This window comes from Myxococcus sp. AS-1-15 (genome assembly GCF_020037055.1).
GTDB lineage: Bacteria > Myxococcota > Myxococcia > Myxococcales > Myxococcaceae > Myxococcus > Myxococcus fulvus.
On sequence record NZ_JAIQDF010000010.1, the window covers coordinates 154573 to 171060 of the forward strand.

Sequence of the window (16488 nt, forward strand, 5' to 3'; positions counted from 1 at the left end):
ATGGTGGAGGCGGTGGAGACGACGACGCTCGAGGAGAAGCCGAACGGCTTTCCCGGGGTGAAGGTGGAGGTCTACGTGAGGCCGGGGGACGCCCGGCGCGCGCTCAAGCAGGAGGTGCTCGAGGGGCTGTGCAACACGCCCAAGGAGCTGTCGCCGAAGTGGCTCTATGACGAGCGCGGCAGCCAGCTCTTCGACGACATCACCCGCCTGCCGGAGTACTACCCCACGCGGCGCGAGCGCGAAATCCTGCTCGCCCACGCCGGGGACGTGGCGCGGCTGAGCGGCGCGACGACGCTCATCGAGCTGGGCAGCGGCACCAGCGAGAAGACGCGCCTCTTGCTGGACGCGATGGAGGAGGCGGGGCAGCTGTCGCGCTTCGTGCCCTTCGACGTGAGCGAGTCCTTCCTGCGCCGCGCGGCGGGGACGCTGGCGCGCGAGTACCCGGGCATCAGTGTGCACGCGGTGGTGGGCGACTTCGAGCACCACCTCAACCGGCTGCCCCAGGGCGGACGGCGGCTGGTGGCCTTCCTCGGAGGCACCATCGGCAACCTGAAGCCCGCGCAGCGCGCGCGCTTCCTCGCGGAGCTGTCCTCGGGCCTGCGCCCCGGTGACGGCCTCTTGCTGGGCACCGACCTCATCAAGGACCGCGAGCGGCTGTACGCCGCGTACAACGACAGCGCGGGCGTGACGGCGGAGTTCAACCGCAACGTGCTGCGCGTGCTCAACCGCGAGCTGGGCGCGGACTTCGACCCGAACGGGTTCGAGCACTTCGCGCCCTTCGACGAGCACAACCGCTGGGTGGAGATGCGCCTGGTGTCGCGGCGCGAGCAGACCGTGTGGATGCAGTCGCTCAAGCGCCGCGTGGACTTCGCCGCGGGCGAGGTGCTGCGCACGGAGGTCAGCTGCAAGTTCGAACAGCACCGCGTGGAGGCGGAGCTGGACGCGGCCGGGCTGGGGCTTGCCGCGTGGTGGACGGACGAGGCGGGCGACTTCGCCCTGTCGCTCGCGCTCAAGCGCGGCTGAGACGTCCGGACTCGGACTCGGGCCTGGGGTCGGGTGTCACCCGGCCCTCGGGCCCGAGGGCTTCAAACACCGGAGCGACTAGCGGCGCGGGTTGCGACGCGAGGAGACGCGCACGGGCACGGGCTGCGCCACGGGGCGCGTCCACGCGTACCAGAGCGCGGCCAGCACGGTGACGGCCAGCCCGCTCGCGGCGAACAGCCGCTCACCCACGGGGCTGAGGTCCACGGTGGCAAGGTGGAGGGGGAGCATTCCGGTGAACGACATGCGGGGACTCCTTGCTGGGCGCTGCGTGGAGGTCCTGGGATGGGTCGGGGTGTTCACCCACCACGGGCCGGGGTAACGACAAGGTTAAGGACTCGCGACGGAATGGGGAAGTCCCCACTCCATCCTTCCATAATGCGTGGGACGCTTGGCGCTCGCGGAATGTTCAGGACCGCGCCACGCCTGCTTGCTTCCGGGCGTCACGCCGGACTCGCCCCGGACAGCTCCCGCTCCTGGGACAGCCGCGCCAGCTCCACCTTCATGCACCGGTCCTGCACCACGCGGATGCCCGCGCGCGCGAGCTTTTCGGCCGCGGCGTCATTGCGGATGCCCAGCTGGAACCACACCGCGTGCGGCTTCTTGGCGAGCAGGTCCGCCACGTGCGCGTCGATGTCCTCCGGGCGACGGAACACCTGCACCAGGTCCACCTGTCCGGGGATGTCCGCGACCGCGCGGTACACGGGCCGCCCGAGGATGGGCTCCGTCTCGCCGTGCACGGGCACGGGCACGATGTCGTAGCCGTGCTTCTGCAGGTACGCGGGCACCGAGTGCGCGGGCTTGTGCGCGTGGCTCTCCGGGCGGATGCCCAGCACCGCCACCCGTCGGGAGCGCGTGAGCACGTCCCGGACGCCCGCGTCGTCCTCGATGAGATTCGCTCTCCAGTCCATGACCACCTCCACCACGAGCCGCCGTGCATCGGAGCCGCTTCCGGGTGGCAACAGCCCACCCGCGAGGTCCCAGTCCCAGCGACAGACGCGCGGACGCGCGCCGCGTTGCGCTCGTGGGGGGTGCGAGTGGAACGGGGCCTTCCTGCCCGCTTGCTCGAAGGGGCGAGCGCAGTCTCCGCCCGCGTCGTGCGGCTCGCACCGAGGGAGATGTTCCACGAGGAGCAGTGGCAGTGCGTCGAAGGGCGCGTCCCGAGGAGCCAGCGTCTCGCGCCCACCCACCGAGGCATGACGCCGCGTGGGCGGAAGACTCGCGGTGATGAGCGGGACATCGCGCCCGGGGGGCCCGGTGCGCCGTGAGGCTCAGCGCGGCTGCGCCGCCTGGACCTCGATTTCGCGGCACGCCTCGGTGGCCAGCCGCACATCCTCCGGCGTGGCCCCCGGCAGCGTCGCGCAGAGGAACAGGTCATTGCCCACGCGGCGCGCGCCGAACAGCGCGGGCGCCGCGGCGCCGACGCCACCGTCACCCTGCTTGGGCGCCAGCGTCACGCGGAGCAGCGCGTAGGTGTCCTTCTCCTCTTCCTGGTCGAGGGACACCTCGAAGTTCTTCGACTCCGCGCGCACCCGGTCGGCCAGGTCCTCCACGGAGGGCATCTCCTCGCCCTTGCCGCGTCGCAGGTCCACCCGGAGCACCGGGCGGCCAGGAGGGCCCGCCTGGAAGCTGTCATCGGGAGCGACCTGCGCGGACCAGCCCTCCGGCAGCGGCACCTTCACGCCCGAGCGCGAGGTCTGCTCCGGGGAGGACGCGTCGGGGGAGTCCTTCCCCCCGTCGCAGCCCTTGCACCCGGACAGCAGCGCCAGCACCACGCCGGACGCGATGTGCCTGGCGCGCCGCACCGGCTACTTCTTCTCGCCGCCAGGAGGAGGAGGACGGGTGTTGCCGCCCAGGTTCTCCATCTTCAGCGAGCCCTCGAAGATGACGCCCCGGTCCATCGACAGGGACGGCGTCTCCAGGTTGCCCTTCACGCGGCCGGGCGTCTTGAGCTCGATGATCTGCGTCGCCTTCACGTTGCCTTCGACCTGTCCGTTGATGATGACGGTGCCGGCCTGGATTTCGGCCTGGACCTTGGCGCCATCACCGATGACGAGCACGTCCTTGGTGATGATCTGCCCCTGGAACTTCCCGTCGATACGGACCTGCCCCTCGAAGGTGAGCTTCCCCTCGAACTCGCTTCCCTTGCCCAGAAGCGTATGGACCTCACCAGAGCGCTGCGACACGGATTCCTCCTCCCGCTTGAACAAGGGCCTGCTGGGTGCTTCGTCTTTCTTCCCGCCAAGGAGCGCCACGCGCTACTCCTTCCTGAGCAGCTTCAACAGCCGGTCCAGGTCATCGTAGGAGAAGAAGTCCACCTCGATGGTGCCCTTTCCCGGGCTTCGTTCGGTCAACCGGACCTTCGTCCCCAATCGACGTTGGAGCTCCTCCACCAGGGACTTCACCTGCGGGCTCTGCTTCGGCGGCGTCTTGCCCGCATCCTTCTTGCCGTTGGAGCGACTCTGCTGGACCAGCCGCTCCGTGTCACGCACGGACAGCTTCTTCTCGGCCACCTGCCTGGCCAGGTTCTGCAGCTCCGGCAGCCGGGGCACGCCCAGCAGCGCGCGCGCGTGTCCCATGCTCAGCGAGCCGTCGGCCACCATGCCCTTGACGTCCGCGGGCAGGGCCAACAGGCGCAGGGCGTTGGCCACCGTGGAGCGCTCCTTGCCCACGCGCTGGCTGATCTGCTCCTGCGTCAGCTTGAACTCGTCGGTGAGGCGCTTGTAGCCCTCCGCCTCTTCAATCGGGTTGAGGTCCGCGCGCTGGAGGTTCTCGACCAGGGCCAGCTCGAAGGCCTGGACCTCCGTCACCTCCTTGACGATGGCGGGGACCTCCTTGAGGCCCGCGGCCTGGGACGCGCGCCAGCGGCGCTCACCCGCGATGATGCGGTAGCCGTCCTGGTCCTTGCGCACGAGGATGGGCTGGATGACGCCCTGCACGCGGATGGACTCGGTGAGCTCCTTGAGCTTCTCCTCGTCGAAGTGATGGCGGGGCTGGTCCTTGTCCCGGTGGATGGACTCAATCGGGAGCTTGAGGACGCCGGCCTTGAGCGCGGCCTGCTCGGCGGCCTTGCCGCCACCGGGAGCGGCCTGGGGGATGAGCGCGGAGAGGCCGCGACCGAGAGCGCGTTTCTGAGTGTCTGCTTTCACCAAGACATGACTCCGGCGCCGTGAGTCGACTCACGGCGGGCATGGGCGGCGCGAGCGGACCGGGCGTGACGGTGGCGCACGACGCGCGGCAAGATTTCAGGCCACCCGACGACGAGGCGCCTGACGGGGGGACTTGGGGGTGTCGCGCTTCATCAACTCGCGGCCGAGCGCCAGGTAGCTCTCGCAGCCCTTCGACTTGATGTCATAGAGAATGATGGGCTTGCCGAAGGACGGGCACTCGGACAGGCGCACGTTGCGCGGGACGACGACCTGGAAGACCTGGTCCTTGAAGTAGCCGCGCACCTCTTCCACCACCTGGTGGGCGATGTTGGCGCGCGCGTCGAACATGGTGAGCAGGATGCCCTCCATCTTCAGGTCCGGGTTGAGGCCCTGCTTCACCAGGTCGATGGTGTGCGTCAGCTGGGAGAGGCCCTCGAGCGCGTAGTACTCGCACTGCAGCGGGATGAGGACGGAGTCCGCGGCGGACAGCGCGTTGAGGGTGAGCAGCCCGAGCGAGGGCGGGCAGTCGATGATGATGTAGTCGAACTCGGCGGCGAGCGGACGCAGGGCGTCGCGCAGGCGGAACTCGCGGTTCTCCTGGCCGACGAGCTCCACCTCGGCGCCGGTGAGGTCGGGCGTGGCGGGGACGACCTGGAGGTAGCGCAGCTCGGTGGGGTGGAACAGCTCCTTCATGGGACGACCGTTGAGGAGCGCGTCGTAGATGGTGCCGTGGAGCTTGTCCTGCTTGAGGCCCAGGCCGCTGCCGGCGTTGCCCTGCGGGTCCATGTCCACCAGGAGCGTGCGGCGCTCGGCGGAGGCCAGGCTCGCGGCCAGGTTGATGGCGGTGGTCGTCTTGCCCACGCCGCCCTTCTGATTGGAGATGCAGATGATTCGACCCACGAGCCCCATCCTCTCTCATGCCTGGCGAGAGCCAGGCGCCGTGCGTGATGCGGTGCACGGTTGCACGCTGATCCCGCTGCTAACATGCGCCTCGGTGTCGGATCAAATTCGCGGCGCACGTTGCGCGAACGCTTCATCCGAGGGCCTGCCAGCCTTCCAAACGGCCTGATTCCGAAGACTTGGAAGAGCCGTCTTCATGCTGGAGAACCCGGCGAGCGGTGCCCTGGCATCCTGGGTCCACGGTGCCGCAACGGGCTCGCTCGGATGCCCTCCTTATAAGGAGGCGCGTGCGGCTACCTGAGGCGGGTGCGTTCGCGTTGGAGCTCGGCGCGCAGGCGCGTGATTTCGTCGAGCAGGTGCCGTACGTCGTCCGTGGCCTGGGTCCACAGGTGCAGGGTTCCATCGAGGCCGACGACATCGAGTGCGTCCATCGCGGCGACGTAGGACTCGGACAGCTTGGGGTCGTGGTCGCGGAGCGTGCGAGCTGAGTCCTCCATGTCGGCGAGGACTTCTTCGCGCGACGCGGCGGGGAGGGACCGCCAGCTCTCGATGAGCAGCGCGGACTTCCATCGCTTGGAGATGTCGGACAGCGTCGCGTCGTCGTGGGGCGGCATGGGGTCTTCCTTCCTTCCGAGCGGGTGGCCGCGCGTGGACGCGGGGACGGGAGGAGTCCGGACACGAGGTTCCGCGTGGAGCGTGGGTGGGTGTTTCCGTCACGACAACCGGGCGGGCGTTCCACGCGGAACACGATGACCTTTCGGCGCGCACCTCGAGCACCTCCTGAACGAGGGCCTGGCCTCATCACGTGAACAGCGCAGCGTGGCTCTTGAGGGGAGTCCCTGTGGAGTTCGACGAAGCCCGCGGCCGGCTTGTCGAGCTGCGTCTCACCGACGCGGCGCCACGAGGACCCGCCTTCGCGACGTCCACCCGCGTTTCAGACCGATGTCGTGACAGGTCGCGCAGACCTCGGTGAGGCCCGTCCCCGCGAAGCTCGGTTCGGCGCATCGACGAGAGCTCACGCCGCTTCGGACCGAGGCCGCGCGATGGACGGCTGAGCCTTGATGCTCCGCATCCGGGTTCCACATGGAGCAGGAGCTGGGTTCCATCGACTTCGTGCAGCTTGGAGTTGCGGTCGCGTCCCGCCTGGACTGGACCTCAGTGTCGCATCCGAGCTCCACCTGGACCCGAGGCCGACGGGTATCGACTTCTCGCGGCACCCCACCGAGGCCCGGTCGCGTGTGGCTGGACCTTCCTGTCCCTCATCCAGGTTCTACGAGGACCGACCGCCCATCGCCCTCCCCCTGGTTCGCGCTGATGCCGCATCCGAACCACCGGCCTGCATCACCTCATCCACGTTCACGCGGAACGGGGACCCGCATCTATCGACTCCTCCTCGCCGCCACGCATCGACGCCGTGTCACCGCTGGCGTGGACCGTCATGCGCCCCATCCACGGGAAGCAGGGACTGACCTCTATCGACGTCTCACGACTTCGCGGGGACGCGGCATCCGAACCCGAGCCCTGCATCGCGAGCATCCGTGCTCCACCTGGAACAGGGACTGGCCTCCGCTGACTTTTCACTGCTTCGCGGTGATGCGCCCCTGAGCGCCCAGACATCTGAACGTCCAGACATCTGGGCCTGTGCCGCGCGCATCCACGCTTCACCTGGAACCGGGCTGGCCATCCATCGGCCCCCATCACCACTTCGCGCCGATGCCGTTCGGTCACCGCGCGCCTTCATGTCCCGCCTCCACGTTCCACGTGGAACGGCCAGACCACCTGTTGGCGTGTCGTGCCGCGCATCACCGCTGCGACGTCGTCATCCGCTCACCTCGCGGTGCGCATCCGGGTTCCACGAGGCACACGTCCCAGCATCGCCAGCTTCTGGCGTGCTGCTGGTCGGGGCGTGCGCGGACTCATCCCGTGGCGTTCCACGTGGAACGTGGTTCGGACTTCCGCTGCTTCGCGAACCACTCCGCGCCGATGCCACACCACGCCCGCGACAGCTTCGCGACGTCCCTGCGTGTTCCACGTGGAACGGTGGAGTCGCATCGGCGCCTTCTCGTCAGCCTCTTCGCCGCGTTCGAGCAGGACATGCCTGGGGGTCTCCGCTCCGCGCTCCGCGTGGACCACGACACGGTCCTCCACGGTCAACCCAGGTGACGGCCTGCGCGAGCACCACCGCGTGACGCTCATCCGCGTTCCACGTGGAACGATGGAGTCGCCATCGATGCCTTCATGGATGTGGTGAGGGACAGTGTTCGACGAGATGGCATCCGGGCCTCGTTCCACGTGGAACACGACATGGTCCGCCACGCTCAACCCAGGTGACGACCTGCGCGAGCACCACCGTGTGACGCTCATCCACGCGGAACACGGCACGACCCTCCACGCGCGAGCCCAACTGGCGCATGCCTGAGCACGCCTTTTCGATGCCCATGCGTGTTCCAGGTCGAACGGTGGAGTCGTCATCGAAGCCTTCATCAACGGGGTGGCTTGCTCGGTCCGACCGGACGGCATCCATCCCGCGTTCCACGTGGAACGTGGTTCGACCCTTCATGGCTCGAACCCAGGTGGCACCTGAGCGAGCACCCGCTCGCGATGCGCATCCACGTTCCACGTGGAACACGAACAGGTCCCCACCTGCCGTCCCCATCGCGCCACATCGATGGGTGCCTGAGCGCGCCCATACTGGCCATCCACGTTCCACGTGGAACACGAACAGGCGTCCACCTGCTTCTCGTGATGGGCGCGCACCCGCCGGCTTGAGCCCATCCTCGTTCCACGTGGAACATGAACAGGCGCCCACCTGCTTCTCGTGATGAGCGCGCACCCGCCGGCTTGAGCCCATCCACGTTCCACGTGGAACACGAACAGGCGTCCACCTGCTTCTCGTGATGAGCGCGCACGTACCCGCTCGCGGGAACTCATCCACGTTCCACGTGGAACACGAACAGGCATCCACCTGCCTCTCGTGATGCTCCACATGATGAGCGTGCACGCACCCGCTGGCTGAAGCTCACCCTCGCTCCACGTGGAACACGAGCCAGCGTCCACCTGCTTCCCGCGCCTCTTCACATCGATACGGGCAGCACCTGCGGAGCCTCTCCACGTTCCACGTGGAACACGAACAAGGCCTCCGCCTGCTTCTCGTGATGACCGCGCGTCCCGCTGGCTGAGCCCATCCTCGTTCCACGTGGAACACGAACCAGCATCGGCCTGCTTCCCAGTACCTCTTCACATCGGTACGGGCGGCACCTGTGGAGCCACGCCACGTTCCACGTGGAACACGTGGGGTCGCCGCATCCGTCTTCGAGCTTCGTGGCGGTGCGACCTCGGACGCGATGCCACCTTCTCCGGCGCATCCACGTTCCACGTGGAACTGCCATCGCCTTCACAGGTCTCCATCCACGTGCACCTTTCGCCGTTCCTCGCGTGGCCGCGCCTCGCTCAACCGTGGGCCCGGACGAAACCCCTGCCCTTCTTCCTGGTTCGTGCTGGAGCCTCGGCAGTGACTCGCACCTTCATGGCCTGCCTCCACGTTCCACGTGGAACGGCCAACTCGTCGGCTTTCTTCATCGGGCTTCTTCGCGGTGCTCATCCAAGTTCCACGTGGAACACGACATGGCCTGCCGCGGACCGCTCCACCTCATGGCGACAAGGCGAGAGGAGAGCCCGCGCGCGCCGCATGCGGGTGCGCGTTCCACGTGGAACACGGCATGGCCTTGGTGTGGACCGCTTCCGTTTCATGGCTGCGCGACCAGCGCGACGACGGCACGCGCCGCATGCGGGTGCGCGTTCCACGTGGAACACGGCATGGCCTTGGTGTGGACCGCTTCCGTTTCATGGCTGCGCGACCAGCGCGACGACGGCACGCGCCGCATGTGGATGTGCGGTTCGAACTGGAACACGGCGTGGCCTCGGTGCGGACGTCTCCACCTTCGTGGCGGTGAGACCCGCGAAGCGCCGGCACACGCCGCATGCAACTGCACGGTTCCACGTGGAGCAGGCCATGGCCCTGGGCGGAACTCTTCACCTCCGTGACAGTGAGGCCCACGAGGCGCCGTCACACGCCACATGCGGATGCACGATTCCACGTGGAACAGGACGTGGCCTCGGGGCTGAGCTCTTCACCTTCGTGGCGGTGACGCCGCTGGCACACGCCACATGTGGATGCACGGTTCCACGTGGAACAGGACGTAGCCCCGGGGCGGAGTTCCTCAACTTCGTGGCGGTGAGACCCGCGAGGCGCCGGCACACGCCACATGTGGATGCACGGTTCCACGTGGAACAGGACATGGCCTCGGTGCGGACGTCTCCACCTTCGTGGCGGTGAGGTCGCTGGCACACGCCACAGGCGATGCGCCGTTCCGCATGGACCACGGCCTCGGCGCGGACCTCTTCACCTTCGCGGCTTCGGGGTCAGCGATGCGCCGGCACACGCCGCATGTGGATGCGCGTTCCATGTGGAACGCCACGCGGTCCCCGGATGCCCATCGGCCTGCGTCACTTCCAGCGTGGTGAAAGCACGAGGACTGACTTCTGCTGCCCGGCCCCTTTCACGAGGAAGTTCGTCGACCTTGTCGCCCATCGAATCGATGGGCATCGCGAAGGTGTCGACCTCCCTCAACCGAGGCCCACCTGCATGGCCGCATCGCGTTCCACGTGGAACGCCTCGTGGTCATCGGCGGACTGCTCGACCTGCTTCGTATCCATCCGGTGGTGGCCTGAGTCTTCGTTGCGGTGTCTACGCCTCCCGCGAAGACGGCCATCGACTCGCCGCACCCTCTTCCGGTTGAGCGCATCGTGATGGTGGGGACAACCACCGGCCACAGGTCGCTGCTGCCCGTTCCGCAGTCGCGGACCGAGTCGAACGCGAACTGGCATCGGCCCACTTCTCGAATCGTCACCGAAGGCACTAACGGCGCGCCTCCGCTTCATGGACCGTGGTCCCGCTCCACGTACTCCACGTACAGAGAGGCCTCGCATCCACCGACCGAAGTCCCGGACCCGACGCATGGGACCCGGCGGCCTCCACACCAGGTCAGCGACTCGGTCCGCATCCGCGTTCCTCACACGTGGCAACCCGCTCTTCGAATCGCTGCACGAAAGCGTGGGTGGCACTGTCCGGAAGCGACTCGGTCCTCATGTTCGGCGACCCGTCATCAGACGGCGCTTCGAACCGCTGCGAGCAAGCAAGGGTGCCGTCGTTCGGGCCCGCAGTACTGCAAGTTGGAGCAGGGCCCGGCTCGCACGGCTGCTCGTCGACTCTCCGCTGCGACATGGCCCCCATGAGACAGACCGAAACCCTCATCGGTTGGCTGAAGGCACGGCCGCATCAGCTCGAAGGGTTGAGGCATCCCGCGCAGCCGAAGCTCGCTCACACGCGTTGCACCTGGCCACACAACCCGTCGGCTTCAACCCTGCTCCGGATGCAGTGGTGCAATCGAGCCCTGGGCCGTCTCCACCGAGTCGTCGTGCTCGCTGCGCGCAGTTCCTCCATCCCTCCGCTGCTGACTGCTCCACCCCGCCGGGGAGCATCGACTCATGCATGAGTCAGTGGCCAGCGCGCTCACCTCTGGGGGACCTCATCGAGTACCTCGCGCGGCGGTGTTCCAGCCACTGTCTCGAAGGGCGCGGATTGGCGGGACCTCACCGCGGCTGCACAGCAAGCACTGGCTGACGAAGTCTTCACCGCCATCTTCGAGGCTTCATCCCAGACCACCTCATCGATAAGGCTCTTGCGGCCCTGTCGACCTCTCGGCAACGCGAAGTCAGGCAACGCTCGCATGCTCTCGACGCGTGCCGTTCGACGTCGCACCCGGCGCACCGCACCCCACCGAATCCAACAGAGCGGATGCACGCACGCATCCCGTGTTGGACTCCGAGCAAGGCACTGCCCGGCGCTTCGGAGCACAGGCTGGCGTGTGCGTCGATGCAGCGAACCGTGGGCTCCTCGCATGTGCACCGATTCACTTCGGAGAGCGCTCGTCACCTCGGCTGCCCGGCTTCAACACGCGTTCTCATCCTCACGGAGACGATGCGCGTCCAAGCCGCGCTCACCCGGGTGCGTGGAGCGCACGAACACCTCACGCGGCATCGACTCACGCACGCTCGCGAACACCTGCGCTGGAGCCGCATCCACGCGAGCAGTGACGCATCACCGAGCCGACGCATGCACCGCACTACCGCGTCCACTCACCTTGATAGAGCACCACGCGGTACCCATCCGGGTCCTCGAAGGTCATCCCATTCACGTCCCAATAGGGATTGTGTGAGCGCACCGGTTCGAAGCCCGCTTGCACCATGCGCTTCACCCTCGCCTTCCACTCGTCCCGCTGCGGCACGTAGAAGACCAACAGGTGTTCCTTCGACGGCGCACGCGGAGCCTCGTGGCCTCGCTCCACCGTGAACTCCAGATGGTAGGGCAGGCCGGGACAACCGAGCATCACGCCGTCGAAGCCCGCGTGGTCCTCGAAGCCTCCTCGCAGCTCGAAGCCGAGTCCCTCCCGATAGAACCTCACCACGGGCGCGAGACTCCGCGTCGGGCGCGCCACCCTCATCTTGCCCATGTCCATGCCAGCTCCATCCTCTCGTCGAGGACGGCATCCACCCGAGTGACAGCGGTGATGCGCGCACCACGCGCTCGACGAGGTGCGGTCAGCATGGCGCTGTCCGGCATCTCCAGGTTCCCGAACGGCAATGCGATGGCAGGAATCCACCCCATCGTCAGCGCATCACTCGGAAGAACGGCGAGCGAGCCTGACGCCAGACGCTCGCCGTGCACTCGACCCTGAAGGTCCTACCCACGACTCAGAACTTCGGAGGCACGTGCTCCACGAAGTAGGCCTGCTTGTGTCGAGGCTCCGCGTCGTACGCGGTGGCGAGCTCCCGGGCGCGCGTCTCACTCGAGAACACGGCCACCTCCGCGCGATTGCCGTGCTCATCCTGTCGGACCACGGCCCAACCCTCACGCGGACGCGGCGGGGGAACCGGCGGTGTTCCACGCACCTCCACCGCGTACCACTGCTTGTGCGCCCGCGCTTCCAACCTGCGCGCCAGGCACTCGGCATGACTTCGCTGGCCCATCACACAGACATCATGGCGATTGCCCGTGTCGTCCTGCCGGTACACCGCCCAGCCGTCCTTCGCGCGAGGCGCGTCGGCATCCAATCGCCACACCACCTCACCCCGCCACCAGTCGAGGTGCGCGAGCGCATGGTCCAGTTCGTCCTCTCGCGCGATGACTTGGAAGAAGTTCTTCACTTCCAGGTATGCGACGACGAACTTGAAGCCACAGTCCGCGCGCCAACCCCAATAACGAGTGGGTCCCCATCCGTCGCCATCCGCATCCCGCTGATGCGCGGGCCCCCAGCGTCGCTCGAAGTCCGCGAGCGGGACTTCCGCGGCGGCGACAATGAAACGATTCGAGGGCTCGTCATCGCCCCACACCACGGGGCGGTCCGTCGGAAGCGGCTTCATCCAGGACACCTCCACCTCGAACCTAACGTCGACATCCACGGTCTTCAGTAGGGGCTCCTCACTCCGGCGACGACCGCTGAAACCTCACAACAGTTGCTCGAATGAGCGCTCGGTCCACCCCAATCCATCGCAACCCGATGACCGTTGTCCGAGGCGCCCACTCACGCACACGACTCAGGAGAAGGGCCTCACAACCCCTCCCCTCCCCCACCGTGCTCAGGGGTTCAGCGCCTTCCACTTCCTGGTGGGTTCCACGAGCAACGAGGCCCGGACTCGGTGTCGAGCGCGGGGCCCTCGAGCGCCCGTTGGATGGCGCGCTCGAAGACCTTCATCCGCCGGGAGATATCCATCTTCCAGGACGTCGCGGGTCGAGGAGCGCGGCCCGCATCTTCCGGGACGCATGGTGACAACCCTGCGTCACCGAAACGATTCCCAGCTCCGCGGGTGGATGGGAAGACCATCAGTACCGTCGCTAAGACGGAGTCGACGACATCTCCGTGGCACGCGATGCAACCGGCCAACGTGACGTTCGTCGTGAGCCCCCCTACCGTGTCGAGGACGAGCGGGAAGCGGCTCACTCAAGAGGGAGCCTTCTCCCCTCCCCTGCCCTACCGCCGCGCGAACACCGCGACCTGACGCTCGGCGCCGGAGAACGGCAGCCGGTACGCACGGGCGGACACCACGCGCAGCTCGCGCTCCTCGGCGCGCGCCGCCAGCTCCGCGTCCGTCTGCGCCTTGCCGAGCATCGCCACCACGCGCCCGCCCTCCGCCACATACGCGGGCGCCAATCCCAACCAATCCGGCAGGTCCATGAACGCGCGGGCAATCAACAGCTCCGCGCGGGGGATGCCCTCCGTCTCCGGCTGTCCCTCCGCGCGCGCATGCAGCCCGCGCACGCCCTGCAACCTCAAGCTCGCCGCCGCCGCCTTGATGAACGCGACCTTCTTGCCCACCGTGTCCACCAGCGTCACGCCGAGCGACGGCAGCGCAATCTTCAACGGCAGTCCCGGGAAGCCCGCACCCGCGCCCAAATCCAACAGCGACGCCGCGCCCGTCACCTCCGGCAGCACCGCCAGCGAGTCCAGGAAGTGCTTCTCCAGCACCTCCTCCGGCGCGGTAATCGCCGTCAGGTTCACCTTGGCGTTCCACTTGAGCAGCTCCGCCATCAGCTGCTGCAACCGGGGCCCCACGTCCTGCCCCACCGACACGCCCAGCGCCTGGCAACCGGATGCCAGCAGATCGTCGAACCGCGTGTTATCCACAGCCCCTCCACAGCCGGCGGAGTCTCAACCCCCCGGAATCATTCAGGGGATTTTCATCCCCAAAGTTTCCCACACGTTATCCACACCCCCAGTCCTGATCACTCCAGGGGGTGTCCGTCCCCGCCGCCCGAGGGCCCCGAGACGCGCTTGAGCGCCACCAGCAGCAGGGACACCGCGGTGGGTGTCAGCCCTGGAATCCTCCGGGCCTGCCCTACCGTCGAGGGCCGGTGCGAGGCCAGCTTCTCCGCCGCCTCCTTGCTCAGCCCCCGCACCTCGCCGAAGCGGAAGCCCTCCGGAATCCGCCACCGGTCCGTGGCCTCCGACTCGCGCGCCGCCGCCCGCGCGGCCTGGGCGATGTAGCCCTCGTACTTCACCTCCACCTCCACCTCCTCGGCCACGTCCTCCCCCACCGAGGGCCAGTCCGCCCTCCCCTCCCCCAGCGCCAGGTACGTCACCTCGGGCCGCTTCAGCCTCGCCGCCAGGCCCGTGCGCTTGAGCCGGGTGACCTCCTCCGTCACCGCGCGCCGCCGCGCCTCGGCCCGCTCCAGCGCCTCGCGCGGCAACAACCCCACGCGGTGCCCGTGACGCGCCAGCCGCAGGTCCGCGTTGCCCTCGCGCAGCTTGAGCCGGTGCTCGGAGCGGCTGGTGAACATGCGGAACGGCTCGTCCACGCCCTTGGTCACCAGGTCATCCACCAGCACCGCGCCGTGCGCCTCGTCGCGGCCGAGCACGAGCGCCGGCTCGCCCTTCACCCGCAGCGCCGCGTTGAGCCCCGCCCACAGGCCCTGGAAGGCGGCCTCCTCGTAGCCGGAGGTGCCGTTGAGCTGCCCCGCGAAGTACAGGCCCGCGACGGACTTGGTCTCCAGCGTGGGGTGCAGCTGCGTGGGCGGCGAGTAGTCGTACTCCACCGCGTAGCCGAAGCGCACGACCTCCACCTTCTCCAGCCCGGGGATGGTGCGCAGGAAGTCGAGCTGCACGTCCGCGGGCAGGCTGGTGGACAGCCCCGCCGGGTACACGAGCGGGGAGTCTGGCCCCTCGGGCTCGAGGAACACCTGGTGCCGCTGGCGGTCCGCGAAGCGCACCACCTTGTCCTCCAGCGACGGGCAGTAGCGCGGGCCCCGGCCGACAATCTCCCCCTGGTACAGCGGCGAGCGGTGCAGGTTGTCGCGCAGCACCCGATGCGTCTCGAGCGTCGTCTGCGTCATGCCGCACGTCACCTCGCGCTGACGTGGGAACGGCACTCCGGAGGCCTGCTCCACGCGCGTGCGCCAGGAGAACGGGCGCGGCGGGAAGTCACCGGGCTGCGGCTCCACGCGGTCCCAGTCGATGCTCGCGCGAGCGAGCCTGGCCGGCGTCCCCGTCTTGAAGCGGCCCAGCGTGAAGCCCAGGCCGCGCAGCGAATCCGACAGGCCCTTGGCCGCGTCATCCCCGAGCCGTCCGCCGACCTCCTTCTTCTCGCCCACGTGCATCAGCGCCTGGAGGAACGTGCCCGTGGTGAGCACCACCGCGGACGCGGCCACGTCGGTGCCGTCGCCCATCCGCACGCCCGTCACCCGGCCACCCTCCGTCACCAGCGCGGAGACTTCGCCCTCGCGCACGGTCAGGTTCGGGGTGTGGAAGAGGACGTCCTGCATCAGCGCGGCGTACTGCTCGCGGTCGCAGAGGATGCGCGTGGCCTGGACCGCGGGGCCCTTGGAGGCGTTGAGTATCTTGAAGTGCGTGCCGGCCAGGTCCGCCACGCGGCCCATCTGTCCGCCGAGCGCGTCCAGCTCGCGCACCAGGTGGCCCTTGGCGGTGCCGCCCACGGCGGGGTTGCAGCTCATCACCGCGGAGCGCTCGCGCTTCAGGGTGACTGCCAGCGTCGAGAGGCCCAGCCGCGCGCACGCGAGCGCCGCCTCGCTGCCGGCATGGCCCAGGCCCACCACGATGACGTCGTACCGGAGTCCCATCGCTCACGAGGGTCGCCGGAGGGCCACCGGGCCTGACCGGGCCCGAGCATTCCGTCATGGCGCCCCGAGCACCCTGGCTCCGGGCGCGCCGCGACCGTGCGTGTCCGTATGTCTCCGGCGGACGCCCTTGGCAAGCAAAGGGAAGGTTTACGGGAGCGCGCGAGGCGGGCAGTGGGAGGGGTTGAGGAGCTGCCTGCCTCGCGCGCACCGGCCATCCTCCGTGAGGTTCAGTCCCGTACGACGGGCTTCCCCCCTCGGCCTGGATGGCGAATCCAAGAATGTCGGGCGGGCCTCCTCTGGCTCGCCGGTCCTGCTGCCAAAGCGCCTCGCGTCCCCGCGCGGTCGCTCCAAGTCCCCCTCTTCACGAGGCGGGCCCATGCCCCCTCGGTGGTTCGTCGCCCCTACTGGCGTCGCACACACGGAGGGCGGGCCTTGGCCGTGCGGTGAGGGCGCTACGGAGAGCTCGAGTCTCTTGGGAGGCCCTGCTCCCCCGTGTGCGCGACGGGGATATGAATAACCGGAGGGTCTGACATGCCGGCTTCCGCCGGGCGGGGCTCCTGGGGGTGGAGGTGGGAGGCGGGCGCTTCCCCGGAAACCGGCCCTTGGGAGGCTGGGATTGTTCGCGGCGGGGAACACACCGTTGACGGTGGGGAGTGCTGGTCAGCCGACGTCCACGCCGCTATCCACACCGCTCACGATGAAGCC

General features: G+C 68.3%; 13 protein-coding genes. 1 reads left to right on the top strand and 12 read right to left on the bottom strand.

Features of this window, described 5'->3' with window-relative positions:
• The gene (gene egtD, locus K8625_RS25865) at positions 1-1023 is read left to right on the top strand and encodes an L-histidine N(alpha)-methyltransferase (protein WP_223751026.1); all 1023 of its coding nucleotides are present in this window, start codon (positions 1-3) and stop codon (positions 1021-1023) included.
• 78 nt (positions 1024-1101) lie between these two features.
• On the opposite strand, the gene K8625_RS25870 is transcribed toward egtD, so the two are convergent.
• The 12 genes from K8625_RS25870 to mnmG form a co-directional block, all read right to left on the bottom strand.
• Complete coding sequence (locus K8625_RS25870) at positions 1102-1287, bottom strand: hypothetical protein (RefSeq protein ID WP_223750918.1); 186 nt, start codon at positions 1285-1287, stop codon at positions 1102-1104.
• Between the two features lie 197 nt (positions 1288-1484).
• Complete coding sequence (locus K8625_RS25875; protein ID WP_223750917.1) at positions 1485-1952, bottom strand: CoA-binding protein; 468 nt, start codon at positions 1950-1952, stop codon at positions 1485-1487.
• A gap of 360 nt (positions 1953-2312) precedes the next feature.
• Positions 2313-2846: a hypothetical protein gene (locus K8625_RS25880; RefSeq protein WP_223784195.1), complete on the bottom strand. Its 534-nt coding sequence runs from the start codon at positions 2844-2846 to the stop codon at positions 2313-2315.
• 3 nt (positions 2847-2849) lie between these two features.
• Positions 2850-3296, bottom strand: coding sequence for a bactofilin BacM (gene bacM / locus K8625_RS25885; protein WP_141325120.1), 447 nt, complete (start codon positions 3294-3296; stop codon positions 2850-2852).
• A 3-nt stretch (positions 3297-3299) separates the two neighbouring features.
• Positions 3300-4193: a ParB/RepB/Spo0J family partition protein gene (locus K8625_RS25890; RefSeq protein ID WP_141325121.1), complete on the bottom strand. Its 894-nt coding sequence runs from the start codon at positions 4191-4193 to the stop codon at positions 3300-3302.
• Between the two features lie 93 nt (positions 4194-4286).
• On the bottom strand, positions 4287-5090 hold the full coding sequence (locus K8625_RS25895; RefSeq protein WP_046718730.1) for a ParA family protein: 804 nt from the start codon (positions 5088-5090) through the stop codon (positions 4287-4289).
• Positions 5091-5383: 293 nt separating this feature from the next.
• Positions 5384-5704, bottom strand: coding sequence for a hypothetical protein (locus K8625_RS25900; RefSeq protein ID WP_223750915.1), 321 nt, complete (start codon positions 5702-5704; stop codon positions 5384-5386).
• Between the two features lie 3132 nt (positions 5705-8836).
• A complete protein-coding gene (locus K8625_RS25905) occupies positions 8837-9001 on the bottom strand; it encodes a hypothetical protein (RefSeq protein ID WP_223749520.1) in 165 nt (54 codons plus the stop codon).
• A gap of 2274 nt (positions 9002-11275) precedes the next feature.
• Positions 11276-11668 (bottom strand): VOC family protein, encoded by a 393-nt coding sequence (locus tag K8625_RS25910; RefSeq protein ID WP_143097474.1) that lies wholly within the window; start codon positions 11666-11668, stop codon positions 11276-11278.
• Between the two features lie 235 nt (positions 11669-11903).
• Entirely contained in the window at positions 11904-12572 is a 669-nt protein-coding gene (locus K8625_RS25915) for a hypothetical protein (protein WP_223784196.1), read from the bottom strand.
• Positions 12573-13180: 608 nt separating this feature from the next.
• Complete coding sequence (gene rsmG / locus K8625_RS25920) at positions 13181-13834, bottom strand: 16S rRNA (guanine(527)-N(7))-methyltransferase RsmG (protein WP_223749518.1); 654 nt, start codon at positions 13832-13834, stop codon at positions 13181-13183.
• A 98-nt stretch (positions 13835-13932) separates the two neighbouring features.
• Entirely contained in the window at positions 13933-15783 is a 1851-nt protein-coding gene (gene mnmG, locus K8625_RS25925; RefSeq protein ID WP_223749517.1) for a tRNA uridine-5-carboxymethylaminomethyl(34) synthesis enzyme MnmG, read from the bottom strand.
• Between the last annotated feature and the right edge of the window lie 705 nt (positions 15784-16488).

Excerpts from the sequence above, each read along its gene's own strand:
- K8625_RS25910 (WP_143097474.1), bottom strand. The coding sequence starts at position 11,668 with ATGGACATGGGCAAGATGAGGGTGGCGCGCCCGACGCGGAGTCTCGCG.
- K8625_RS25915 (WP_223784196.1), bottom strand. The coding sequence starts at position 12,572 with ATGAAGCCGCTTCCGACGGACCGCCCCGTGGTGTGGGGCGATGACGAG.
- K8625_RS25870 (WP_223750918.1), bottom strand. The coding sequence starts at position 1,287 with ATGTCGTTCACCGGAATGCTCCCCCTCCACCTTGCCACCGTGGACCTC.
- K8625_RS25900 (WP_223750915.1), bottom strand. The coding sequence starts at position 5,704 with ATGCCGCCCCACGACGACGCGACGCTGTCCGACATCTCCAAGCGATGG.
- K8625_RS25875 (WP_223750917.1), bottom strand. The coding sequence starts at position 1,952 with ATGGACTGGAGAGCGAATCTCATCGAGGACGACGCGGGCGTCCGGGAC.
- egtD (WP_223751026.1), top strand. The coding sequence starts at position 1 with ATGGTGGAGGCGGTGGAGACGACGACGCTCGAGGAGAAGCCGAACGGC.
- mnmG (WP_223749517.1), bottom strand. The coding sequence starts at position 15,783 with ATGGGACTCCGGTACGACGTCATCGTGGTGGGCCTGGGCCATGCCGGC.